The sequence below is a fragment of the Paenibacillus sabuli genome (assembly GCF_014705605.1).
Taxonomy (GTDB): Bacteria; Bacillota; Bacilli; order Paenibacillales; family Paenibacillaceae; genus Paenibacillus_D; species Paenibacillus_D sabuli.
Genome location: NZ_JACXIZ010000036.1, coordinates 28,747 through 40,188, shown reverse-complemented (window position 1 = coordinate 40,188; position 11,442 = coordinate 28,747). Strand labels below are relative to the sequence as shown.

Here is an 11,442-nt window from a genome sequence, read left to right as displayed (position 1 = left end):
ATTGATGTGGCGGACAGACGTGAATCGACCGGATGCCAATTGGTGAACCTGGCTTCAGGATACCGCTTTCGAAGGCGGAAGTCAGTATGCTAAAGTGTATAATAGGTGTCAATATACGACTTCAAGGGGGCTGTAAGAATGAGATGGCGCATTAATGTGCGCGAGCCGCTTCCTTTTCAGTGGGGCGGCTTGTTCACTGCGGATGCGCAGTGGTCGCATGCCGACCGCGTGATCGGGAGCTGGGAGCTGATGATCGGCATGGAGGAGACGGCCTACATGCGCGTGGACGACACGAATTATGCGCTGCGGCGCGGCGATATGCTGCTGATCGGGCCGGGCGAGCGGCATGGCGGCTACCGGATCTCGGCGCCGGGGGTGTCGTTCGCATGGTTCCACTTCGATCCGGTCGAGCCGCTGCGGCCGGACGCGGGCGAGCAGGGCGAATCCGAGACGATGCTCGTGCTGCCTCGTCACGCGGCCTGTCCCAATCCGCAGCGCGTCGCCATCCTGGCCCGTCAACTGCTGCATGTCGCCAGCGCCGGCTATCGCTTCAAGGGCGCGGCCGACTACTTCCTGACGACGCTCGTCATCGAGCTGGCGGAGCAGCTACACGACTCGGCCCGATCGCCGCAGGGCCCGGCCTACGATCCGCAGATGCTGGAGTGGATCCGGCTGCATGCGCTGGACCGCGGCATCAGCGTGGCCCGCATCGCCGAGCAATTCCGCTACAATCCGGATTACCTCTCCCGCATGTTCAAGCGCAGACACGGCGAGGCGCTGCACGCCTATATTCACCGGCTCAAGCTGGACAAGGCGAAGGAGCTGCTGGCTCAGACGCCGCTCGGCATCAAGGAGATCGCGGACCGGGTCGGGATCGGCGACGACAAGCAATTCATGAAGTGGTTCAAGCGGCTCGAGGGCATGACCCCGACCGCGTATCGCAAGGCGTTCATTCGCCTCCATATGAATAATCGCTAGGAATGGCCTACCTGCCAGGGGAGGGCGCACGCTCGAATGTGAACGGCGGATGCAGCGGAATTCGCACTCAGGTCGTCTATTAGGTTGGAGGTGGTCATCAAGTGAAGCCGGCCGGCTTAACGCACAAAGAACAGTTCGACCAAGCGCCTGAAGAGGCGCTCGCGCAATTGATGGATGCGTACGGCGCGAGCGTGCTGCGCACCGCTTATTTCTATACCGGCGATCGGCATCTGGCGGAGGACATCAGCCAGGAGGTCTTCCTGAAGGCGTATCGCGGTTGGCGCGCATTCCGCGGGGATAGCGCGGTCAAGACCTGGCTGATCTCCATCACGGTCAATGCCTGCCGCGACAAGATGGGCGTAAAAATGTTCACCGAGCAGCCGACCGATCCGAGCCGAATGCAGCGCGGCCGTACGATCAGCGTGGAGGAGGAAGCGCTCGCGCGACTGGGCAAGAGCGAGCTGCTGCAGCAGCTGCTCCGGCTGTCGCTGCCCCATCAGGAGGCGCTCTACCTCTACTACTACCTGGATCTGAGCACCAGGGAGATCGCCGAGATGCTGGGCGCGCCGGAGGGCACGGTGCGCAACCGGCTGCATCGCGCCCGCGAGGCGCTGGGTCGCGAAATGACAAAGGAGGCCTCGACGCATGAGCCATGACGAGCATCAGCTGGGCCGAACGTTGAAACGCGAGCTGGACAGCATTCTATTCGAAGAAATGGAGATGACGGCAGATATGAAACGACAAATCGTGCAAACCGCGCAAAGCGGATCGCAAGGACAGGGCGCACAAATCATGCAGGGCGTGCAAGGCGCAAGGGACGCGCGCCGTGCGACGGAGGCGGAGCAAGCGCGCAAAAAGCGGGCATGGACGAAGCCGTGGCTGTTCGGAGGCGTCATTGCGGCTGCGCTGGTGCTGGCGATCGGCTTGCCGATGCTGCAGCAGCCGAGTCCCGGCCTGCCGCCGAATAGCGGACCGATCGGCGCGCCGGGAGAGGGCGGCAACGATACGGGCTCTCAGCTCTCCCAGCTCATCGAGACGCAGCATGCGTCGGCGGAGGAGGCGAAGGCGGCCTTCGGTCCGGAAATGCTGGCGCCGACGCTCGTGCCGGAGGGCTACGCGCTGCAGAAGATCGTCTCCTCCGCGATGAAGGGGGAAGCGGCGCGGATGGTCGTATTCTTCTATGAAACGGCGGACGGCAAGCCGCTCACCTTCATGGTCGACCGGCAGGAAGCGGCCTTCCCGATGAACGCCTTCACGCCGGTGGATGTGAACGGCGCAGAAGGGCTCGTCTACGAGCAGCCCGAGCTGGTGGAATTGTACTGGATGGTCGATGGCGTGCAATACGGCATCACCGGCGCGATCACGGCGGAAGAAGCGCTGGCGATGGCCGAGTCCGCGGCTTGACCGGGCGAAAAAAAGCGCGAATATCCGCGCCAATCAAAAGGCGTCCCCTGGAAGTTGCAGGGGACGCCTCTTTGACAGGCGCGGGCAGCTGCAGGGGACGCCTCTTGGCTGTGCGCGGGTGCGGAGGCTCGGTCACGGCGCGGCGTCGCGGGAGGCGACGGCGACGCAAACGGCGGCGAGCGCGACGAGCGCGCCCAGGAAGCCATAGCCGCTGAGCAGACCGAAGCGATCCGCGAGCAGGCCGAAGCCGAGACCGGCGACGATCCCCAGCGCATGCTCGCCGAGCGATTGAAACGAACCGACGGTGGCGCGCAGCTCCGAGTCGATCCGGTGCTGCAGGTAGCCCCCGGCGAGCGGCTCGAGCACGCCCGCGACCGCGCATACGGCGAGCATCGCGGCGAGGCCGACGTAGCCGCCCGTCGCGCTCATGACGATCAGGCCGGCGGACGCCGTCAGCGCAATCGCCATCAGCAACGTCCGGAAGCGCAGCATGCGCTTGAGCCGGTGAGCGAGCAGGCTCCCGGGCAGCCGGATCAGAAACAGCGCGGCGGAATACAGGCCGAACCAGCTGATCGCGATGCCGGCCTGGTCCAGATACAGCTGCCAGAATTCGTCGATATAGGTGACGGCAGCGCCGACTGTCATCCAGCACATCAGCACCAGCGGCAGACCCGGCGTGCTGCGCAGTATGCGCAGCGCGCTGCCGACGTAGGCCCGCATCGGCGGCGCGGCCCCGTCGTCCGAGTCCGCAGCCTGCGGACTCGGACGGGGCTCGCGCAGCAGCAGCGCGAAGCCGAGGGCGGCGCCGGCGCTGATCAGCGACACCTGGTAATTGAACGCCAGTCCCAGGTGCGTCGCCATCCAGCTGCCGCTCAGCGCGGCTAGCATGACCGCGCCGATATCGAGCGCTTGCATGCGACCGGCGATGCGTTCGTAGGCGCCGGCGCGCCCCTCCTGCAGCAGCGAATCGTAGAGCAGCGCGCTCGCCGCGCCGCTGCTGGCGGCATGGGCGACGGCGGCGAGCAGCACGACGAGCGCGAAATGCCAGAATTGGTCGGCAACCAGCAGAATCAAAAATTCAAAGCAAAAAAGCGTCGCGCTCAGCACGAGCAGCCGTTTGCGTCCCCAGCGGTCGGCGGCGATGCCGGAGGGCAGCTCCAGCAGCACGATGGAGACGGCGAACAGAATCTCCGTGTAGACGACCATTTGCACGGACATGCCGTGCTGCTCCCAATATAACCGCTCGATGACATAGGCGGGGATCAGGCCGGAAAAGAAGCGGATCCCGTAAAGCTTCCAAATATTCGATTGTATCTCCATGCGCGTAGCCGCAGCTCCTCTCGGGCGGGAAGTGTCGCTCGACGACGACATTCCGCAGGGAGGGGAACGGGCGCGGCGCGGCGCATGGGATTAGCAGGGGGGACGTGCGATAGCGGACGGACGATTCATGGGGCGTGCGCTCCTTTCGCGGGTGTTGGCTTCAACGGATCTACCTGCAGTATAGCACATTAATGGTCCTCGTGATGCGGGCTGGGCTCGCCGCGCCCGGCCCCTCGCCGGAGAAAAAACCGCTCTCCCAGGAAGACAAGCAGGATCGACAAACCGGCGGCTGCGACAATGAGCGGATCATGGAGCAGCTTGTACCACGTGAAGGCGGCGAGCACGAGGCCGTCCAGCACGAGCGCGCAGACGACGATCCCCGTATTGGCGCTGACCTCTCCCCGGAGCCGGCGCAGCAGTCCCCAATGGACCATCATATCCATCACCAGATACAGGATGGCGCCCATCGAGGCGATCCGGCTCAGATCGAGCAAAATCGTCAATAAGAGCGCCAGCGCGACGGTGTATACCAGCGTGTGCTGCTGGACGGTCCCGGGCATGCGGAAGTGGCGATGCGGAATCAGCTTCATCTCGGTCAGCATCGCCAGCATGCGGGACACGGCAAAAACGCTGGCGATCATACCCGAGACGGTGGCAACGATCGCAACGGCTACCGTCAGCCACACGCCCCAATCGCCCAGAGCGGGTCTCGCCGCCTCGGCCAGCGCATAGTCCTTGGCTGCGATGATGCGGTCCAGCGGCAGACTGCTCGATACCGTCCAGGCCAACAGCAAGTACACGGCCAGACTGATGGCGATCGCAATGAGAATGGCCAGCCCGATGTTGCGGCGCGGCCGCACAATCTCGGCCCCGCTGTTCGTAATGGTCGTGAAGCCCTTGAAGGCCAGAATCGTCAGGGCGATGGAGGCAATCGCGCCGAGCGGGCCTGCGTCTCCTGTGGCAGCGCCGCCTTCGGCGGGAGTCCAGACGAAGCCGGCTGCGAGCAGCCCGGCCGCTACGAAGACGAGCAGTCCCGCGATCTTGAGCAGCGAGATCGCGGAGGTGAAGGACTGGATGAACCGGTTGCCCGCCAGATTGATCAGCAGCGCCCCGATCAGCAGTCCGGCGCCCAGCGCCGGCACCAGCCAGTCTGCGGCTCCCTCGAACAACTGGAGCGTATAGGTGCCGAATGTGCGGGCGACGAGACTCTGGTTGATCACCATTGAGATGGCCATGAGCAGCGACGCGGCGGCGGCGGCCGTCCCCTTGCCGTAGGCCTTGACGAGGAACATGCCGATGCCGCCCGCCGAGGGATAAGCGTGGCTGAGCCGAATATACGAGTAGGCGCTGCATGCGGCGACGAGCCCGCCGGTCAAAAACATGAGCGGGAACCACGCGCCGGCGAGCTCGGCGACTTGGCCGAGCAAGGCAAAAATGCCGGCGCTGATCATGACGCCGGTGCCGAGTCCGATCGCGCCTATCAGGGAGAGACTTCCTTTTCGATAGCTTGACATAGCTGGATCACCTCGCAAAAGAGCTTAAAGCACAATGCTCTTATATACCCTCTACCTGTATATTTGAAAACCGCTCACGGCACCGGGAAGCGCCGCGCCGGCAGCGCGTCGGCATCGCGGCGGAATTGCGCCGGGGTGACCCCGGTCGCGCCGCGAAACAGCCGCCCGAAATAATTGCCGTTGGCGTAGCCGACGCGCTCGGCGATCGTCTGTACGGGCTCCCGGGTATGACGCAGCAGCGCGGCCGCCTCCTCCATGCGCACGCGTGTCAGATAAGCGAGCGGCGTCATGCCGACCGAGTGGCGGAACAGGCGAGCGAAGTGGTACTTGGACAGTCCCGTCGCGGCGGCCAGCTCGTCCAGCCCCTGCAGGCCGGCGTAATGCTCACGCATGTGACGCATCGCTTGCCGCACTGCGGCCGGCGCCTCGATCTCGCGCGCCTGAGAGCTGCGTGCGGCGCGGTGCAGCTCCATCACGACCTGGAAGGCAAGCGAAGCGCTCTGGTAGCTGTCGACGATCTGCCGGGCCGCCGCCAGGGCGTGGATATGGAGCACCAGCCGTACGAGCGCCGAGTCGCGGTGCAGCTGCGGCACGGGGCCGAGCCGGTCGATGGCGCCTTGCCAGGCTTCGCCGACGAGCTCGCCGCGCAGCAGGATATAGACGAACTCCCAGTGATCGCTGGAGGGCGGGAGGCCATAGCGGAAGTCTCCCGGGATCTGCGCAAGGAACGCAGCGCCTTCCCCGACCGCGCGCGTGCGCCCGTCCGCGGTGAAATACCCTGCGCCGGAAAGCGTATATTGCAGCACCCAGTGGCCGCGGTCGGCATGCGTGCGGCCGTCCCAACCATAGCTCGGGGAGCTGGTGCGTGCACGGCCGACGGCGAAGAGATGAGCGGCTTGGCTCGGAAAGTCGGCCTCGAACAGCGGTCCGAGGGTGCGGTACTGATTCGGCCTGAATTGATCGAGCAAGATTCGACCCTTCTTTCGCAAGAGTTTACCCTTGCCGGCGTGGCAGGGCTATACTACGATCATACTGAAAGCGCAGGCAAAAAGCGAGCAGACCGCAAGATCGGAACAATGAAGGAGCCGGAACAATGAAGGAGCGGGAAAAATGGATGAGCGAGATCATCGGATGAACAGACCTGCACATGACGGAAGTACGATCCCGGAGCTCGTCTGCAGCACGCCGTGGACGCCGCCGGACTGGGCGCTGCACCAGCGCCGGCTGCTGCGGCAGCTCGACGAGGCGGCGCCGGAATTCGTGGCGCGCTACACGCACGCGGACGGGACCTTGATCTGGCGGGCGGACTGGCCGGGCATGGACGGCTCGGACGATCCGTACGAGGGCTTCATGAATCTGAGTCTGCTGTATGCGCTCGGCGGCAGCGAGGAGACCGGGCGCCTGGCCGAGCGGATGTGGGAGGCGATTACCTGGCAGTGGACGCAATACGGGCAGATTCACGATGAATTCGACGGGTATTACGACTGGATGCATCACGGCGAGGGCAGTCTCTTCTTCTACTTCCTCGGTCTCTCGCATCCGGACAGTCCCAAGGTCCGGCAGCGGGCGGTAAAATTCGCCGAGCTGTATATGGGGGAGGACCCGGAGGCGCCCAATTATGATGCCGAGCGCCGGCTGATGCGCTCGCCGATCACCGGCAGCCGGGGCCCGCGCTTCGAGCTGACGGAGGAGGACTGGCTCACGCATCGCGGCGTCCTCGACGACTATCCGCCGCCCTTCGACGACATTCCGGGGACGGATCCGGCCAGCGGGCGCTGCGCCTGGTCGGACGACGCCGTCTACCGCGCTGTCATCGAGCGGATGAACGAGCGGCAGACCCGGGGTGACGTGCCGGTCAATCTCAACGCTACGAGCCTGATCGCCAACGCCTATCTGCATACCCGGGACCCGCGCTATGTCGCCTGGGTCGAAGCCTACGTGTCGGCGTGGGAGCAGCGCTGCGCCGACAACGGCGGCATCATGCCCGACAATGTCGGACTCAGCGGCCGCATCGGCGAATATATGGAAGGCAAGTGGTGGGGCGGCTTCTATGGCTGGCGCTGGCCGCACGGACTGCTGACCGTCATCGAGCCGATCCTCAACGGCTGCATGAATCGGGTCCTGCTCACCGGCGACCGCTCGGCGCTCGGCTTGGCGCGGCAGCAGCTCGACATGAGCTGGCAGCTCGGGCGGATGGAGGAAGGCGAGTGGCGCGTGCCCTTCAAGCACACCGACGCCGGCTGGACCGATTACCGCGTCCAGGTGCCGACCTGGCCCATCTATCTGTGGTGCGTCTCGATGGCCGAGGAGGATGCGGCGCGGGTACGCCGCATTCCGCTGGGCGCGGTCTACGCCGAGATCGAGGTGCCGGGCCAGTCCGGGCGCAACGACGCCACGATGAAGGAGACGAAGCACTACATCGCCAATACGGTGCCGTGGTTCCGCTACATGCAGGGCGATTATCCGGACTATCCGGTGCGTATCCTGGAGGCGAACTGGCGGCTGCTGCAGGCCCAGCTCGCCAAGATGCGCGCCCCCGAAGGCGATCCGCTCAATTGGGAGACGGACGGTTATCATATCGGCGCGCTCTCGAGCATTCACAAGTGGCAGGAGATGTGCCCGCTCTATTTCGAAAGTCTGGTGCAGCTGATGTGGGGCGCGCCGATGCATATCTCGCACGGGGGCTTGCAGCACGGCCGCGTGCGTTATTACGACGGGCAGCGGCGGCGGCCGGGCCTGCCCGCGGACACGGCGGCGCTCGTAGAGCGCCTCGAGGACGAGCGCGTGACGCTGACGCTTGTCAACCTGTCGATGGGCGAGGAGCGGGTCGTGATCGTGCAGAGCGGCGTGTTCGGCGAGCATGCGTGGACGCGCGCGGAGCGCTACGACGAGCAGGACGTCAAGGTCGGCGAGACCGCGCTGTCAGGCAGATGGTTCGCGGTGAGGCTGGCACCCGGCGCCGGCGTGCGGCTGCGGCTCGGCATGCGCCGCTACTGCGCGCAGCCGTCCTACGAGACCCCGTGGTCCGCTCCCGCCGGCGCGCACGGGTTGCTGCGAGGGCGGCAGCATCCGGCGAGCCGCTCTTGCGAGAGGGGAATACCAAGATGAGCACTGCGCAGACGATCGACACCGCGAGCCCCGTTACGATGACAGATTTTTTGGAAGCGCTGGACGATCCGAGGCGAATGGAGCTGCTATGGCCGGTTGCCCGGACGGTCATGGATTCCAGCCTGAATCAAAAAACCGGGCCGCGCGATTGCAACTTTTTTTTGCGGACGGAAAAGGCGGCCGGCGTGGAGTGGAACGTGCTGGTCGATTACAAAGGCCCCGGCTGCATCACGCGCTTTTGGACGGCCGGCGATTTTGACGGCGCGCTGGAAATTTACTTGGACGGGGCTGAGGAGCCGCTGCTGCGTACGGAGCTGAACCGATTTTTTGCCGGAGCGGATGCTCCGTTCGCCAAGCCGTTGATGCTGGACCATCCGGAATCGAGCGGCGGACGCGTCTCCTACTGGCCGATTCCGTTTGCACACGGCTGCAAAATCCGCATCGCTTCGCAGTCCGGCAGCATGTACTGGCAGATCAATGCCCTGCTCCTGGATGCGGGAATAAAGGCCGAATCGTTGTCTCTGCCGCTGGGGCAAGAGCAGGAGGCGGCGGCACAGCGCATCGGCGCAGCCTGGCGACAGGCGGGAGCGCCGTCGACTGAGTCGCTGTCGTGGCGTCAGGCCGAGCTTGCTCCGCGCGCCGAGACCGAGCTCGAGGCCTTTGATGCGCCCGGCACGCTGCTCGCTCTTCGCGTCGAAGCGGACGAGCCGGATTCGCTGCAGCGGCTGCGATTGAAGATCTATTGGGATGGCGCGGGCGAGGCCGCGGTCGACGTGCCGCTGCTGCATTTGTTTTGCCAGGGCAGCAAGGCGCGCGACTTTTCGTCGCGTTACGCCGCCCGCGAAGGCAACACGCTGACGTTCGCCATGCCGATGCCTTACGGGGCGGGCACCTCGATCCGGGTCGAGAACCGTTCGCCGCGGCAGCCCGCTTCCCTGCGCTACAGTCTGCGCGCAGAGCAGGGGGAACCGCAGACTAGACTACGCCTGCATTGTCAATACCGACACGAGGTCCTCCCGTTCGGCACGACGTATCAGATGCTCAATGTGCGGGGCAGCGGCTTGTTTGTCGGCATGAATCAGGTAATGGCGCAGCTCGGCCAGCCGAAGGTGATGCATTTTCATCAGGAAGGCAACGAATACATGTATGTCGATCAATACATGACGCCGTCGTGGCTCGGGACCGGCACGGAGGATTATTATAACTGCGGTTACTATTACCGGGAGGGCGAGCTGGCGACGCCGACGCACGGCTGTCTGGATCTTCGGGACGAGCAGCACGGCAATGCGCTGCGAGGCCTGGTCTCCGCGTACCGGTTCCACTTGCTCGACGCGGTGCCGTTTCGCAAGAGCCTGCTGCTGCTGCAGGAGGCCGGCTGTCCGAAAAAAGGCGCGCTGGCGAATGTGAACGGCAAGGAGATGCTGGATTATCAGTGGACGTGCTACTGGTACGAGCAGCAAGAAGACGCGGCGGAGTCGAGCGAGTCCGCGGAGTCTGCGAAGGAAATGTCGCTTACCGAATAAAAGGACCCCGCTCCAGTAGGCGAAGCGCAGTCAATGGCACGGGGGCCGGTGAAGGGCCTGGTGAACAAGAGAGCCATGCGGTCCGGCAGCATGATTGCGGCCGAACCGCATGGCTTCGCGCATTGATGTGCGCCAGCCCTTCCTTCAGAACTGAAAGACTCGTAAAGAACGATTAACTCGTAAAGTACGCTTAATTCGCTCTTCAGAGCTAATTCGGTCGTGCAACCTCGCCAAACACGCTTATTACGGGCACATGATGGCACATGAGCCAAATTGTCCGCTTTAACCTCAAAAAGCACGCTTATTTCGCCCCCCAGAGCCAAATTGTCCGTGCAACCTCAAAAAGTACGCTTATTTGCGCGACCGCGCTTTTTCGAAATCGATCGACAAAAAAATACATACGCATGGAGAAAAGTTCCTTTTTGAATACGAAAACTGCGGTATAATGGAGAAGAATATCGAATGTTGACGACGAACGAAAGTAGGACGAACAAGCCGCATGCAAGTGACAGAAATGGAGCGAGTACACATGCACGAGGACGGGCTGCGGGGCGCCCGCATATTGATTGTCGACGATCAAATGTACAATATCAGCTTGCTGGAGCGGATTTTGCAGCGGGCGGGGTTCAGCGCGTTCACGAGCACGACCGATCCGACCGAGGTCGAACGGCTGCTGTGCGACAGCGCTCCGGATATTGTGCTGCTGGATCTGCATATGCCCAAGATGGACGGGCTTCAGGTGATGCGGATGATTCGCGAGCGCGAGGGACCGGAGGGCTACTTGCCGGTGCTGGTGCTGACGGCGGATATGACGCCGGAGACGAAGCAGCAGGTGCTGCAGGCCGGAGCCAACGATTTTTTGACGAAGCCGTACGACCGCATCGAAGTCATCCTGCGCATTAACAATCTGCTGAAGACGCGCATGCTTCATTTGCAGCTGCAAAAGCACAACCTCACGCTGGAGCAGCGCGTCCACGAGCGCACGGAGGAGCTGCAGCAAGCCAAGGTCGAGATCTTGCAGCTGCTCGGCAGAGCGTCCGAGTATCGCGACGACATGACCGGCAGCCACACCCAGCGCGTCGGGGCGCTGGCCGCCCAGCTGGCGGAGCGGCTGGATTGCTCGCCGCGCTGGGTCGAGATGATCCGGATGGCGGCGCCGCTGCACGACATCGGCAAGATCGGAATTCCCGACGCCTTGCTGCTCAAGCCGGGCCGATTCGAGCCGGACGAATTCGAACGAATGAAAGCCCATACCCAGATCGGAGCGAGCATTCTGGAGGGCAGCGGCTTTGATGTGCTCAAGATGGCGCAGTCGATCGCGCTGTACCATCATGAGAAGTGGAACGGGACGGGCTATCCGTTCGGTCTGCGCGGCGATGCCATTCCGCAGGAAGCGCGCATTGTGGCGATCGCCGATTTTTTTGACGCCCTGACGCACGAACGCCCCTACAAGCGGGCGTGGAGCCGCGAGGAGGCACTCGCGGAGGTGGTCGTGCAGCGCGGCGTGCATTTCGATCCCCGGATTGTCGACGTGTTCGTCGCATTGTCCCGTGACGGATCCTGGTCAGGCATGAATTTTATCCAGTGAGGAAGGT

The 11,442-nt window shown here is 63.8% G+C and carries 9 protein-coding genes; 6 read left to right on the top strand and 3 right to left on the bottom strand.

The features are described from left to right. The first annotated feature begins 138 nt into the window (after window positions 1-138). The 3 genes from IDH44_RS19345 to IDH44_RS19335 all read left to right on the top strand — a co-directional run bounded on the left by IDH44_RS19345 (window position 139) and on the right by IDH44_RS19335 (window position 2,382). Window positions 139-978 (top strand): helix-turn-helix transcriptional regulator, encoded by an 840-nt coding sequence (locus tag IDH44_RS19345; protein WP_190920467.1) that lies wholly within the window; start codon window positions 139-141, stop codon window positions 976-978. Window positions 979-1,079: 101 nt separating this feature from the next. Continuing rightward, window positions 1,080-1,634: a sigma-70 family RNA polymerase sigma factor gene (locus IDH44_RS19340; RefSeq protein WP_317890219.1), complete on the top strand. Its 555-nt coding sequence runs from the start codon at window positions 1,080-1,082 to the stop codon at window positions 1,632-1,634. Continuing rightward, the gene (locus IDH44_RS19335; protein ID WP_190920466.1) at window positions 1,624-2,382 is read left to right on the top strand and encodes a DUF4367 domain-containing protein; all 759 of its coding nucleotides are present in this window, start codon (window positions 1,624-1,626) and stop codon (window positions 2,380-2,382) included. Before IDH44_RS19340 ends, IDH44_RS19335 begins: the two co-directional genes overlap by 11 nt. Window positions 2,383-2,514: 132 nt before the next feature. On the opposite strand, the gene IDH44_RS19330 is transcribed toward IDH44_RS19335, so the two are convergent. The 3 genes from IDH44_RS19330 to IDH44_RS19320 all read right to left on the bottom strand — a co-directional run bounded on the left by IDH44_RS19330 (window position 2,515) and on the right by IDH44_RS19320 (window position 6,184). Continuing rightward, entirely contained in the window at window positions 2,515-3,702 is a 1,188-nt protein-coding gene (locus tag IDH44_RS19330; protein ID WP_190920465.1) for an MFS transporter, read from the bottom strand. Window positions 3,703-3,890: 188 nt separating this feature from the next. Beyond that, a complete protein-coding gene (locus IDH44_RS19325; protein ID WP_190920464.1) occupies window positions 3,891-5,216 on the bottom strand; it encodes an APC family permease in 1,326 nt (441 codons plus the stop codon). Window positions 5,217-5,290: 74 nt separating this feature from the next. Next, window positions 5,291-6,184, bottom strand: coding sequence for a helix-turn-helix domain-containing protein (locus IDH44_RS19320; protein ID WP_190920463.1), 894 nt, complete (start codon window positions 6,182-6,184; stop codon window positions 5,291-5,293). Between the two features lie 163 nt (window positions 6,185-6,347). On the opposite strand from IDH44_RS19320, the gene IDH44_RS19315 reads away from it, so the two are divergent. From IDH44_RS19315 to IDH44_RS19305, 3 genes are all read left to right on the top strand, one after another. Beyond that, complete coding sequence (locus IDH44_RS19315; RefSeq protein WP_190920462.1) at window positions 6,348-8,324, top strand: hypothetical protein; 1,977 nt, start codon at window positions 6,348-6,350, stop codon at window positions 8,322-8,324. After that, window positions 8,321-9,847, top strand: a complete 1,527-nt coding sequence (locus IDH44_RS19310) for a DUF2961 domain-containing protein (RefSeq protein ID WP_190920461.1) — start codon at window positions 8,321-8,323, stop codon at window positions 9,845-9,847. The genes IDH44_RS19315 and IDH44_RS19310 overlap by 4 nt, the downstream gene beginning before the upstream one ends. Window positions 9,848-10,346: 499 nt before the next feature. Beyond that, window positions 10,347-11,435, top strand: a complete 1,089-nt coding sequence (locus IDH44_RS19305; RefSeq protein ID WP_223869837.1) for an HD domain-containing phosphohydrolase — start codon at window positions 10,347-10,349, stop codon at window positions 11,433-11,435. Window positions 11,436-11,442 lie beyond the last annotated feature (7 nt).

Excerpts from the sequence above, each read along its gene's own strand:
- IDH44_RS19345 (WP_190920467.1), top strand. The coding sequence starts at position 139 with ATGAGATGGCGCATTAATGTGCGCGAGCCGCTTCCTTTTCAGTGGGGC.
- IDH44_RS19335 (WP_190920466.1), top strand. The coding sequence starts at position 1,624 with ATGAGCCATGACGAGCATCAGCTGGGCCGAACGTTGAAACGCGAGCTG.
- IDH44_RS19330 (WP_190920465.1), bottom strand. The coding sequence starts at position 3,702 with ATGGAGATACAATCGAATATTTGGAAGCTTTACGGGATCCGCTTCTTT.
- IDH44_RS19325 (WP_190920464.1), bottom strand. The coding sequence starts at position 5,216 with ATGTCAAGCTATCGAAAAGGAAGTCTCTCCCTGATAGGCGCGATCGGA.
- IDH44_RS19315 (WP_190920462.1), top strand. The coding sequence starts at position 6,348 with ATGAACAGACCTGCACATGACGGAAGTACGATCCCGGAGCTCGTCTGC.
- IDH44_RS19310 (WP_190920461.1), top strand. The coding sequence starts at position 8,321 with ATGAGCACTGCGCAGACGATCGACACCGCGAGCCCCGTTACGATGACA.
- IDH44_RS19305 (WP_223869837.1), top strand. The coding sequence starts at position 10,347 with ATGCAAGTGACAGAAATGGAGCGAGTACACATGCACGAGGACGGGCTG.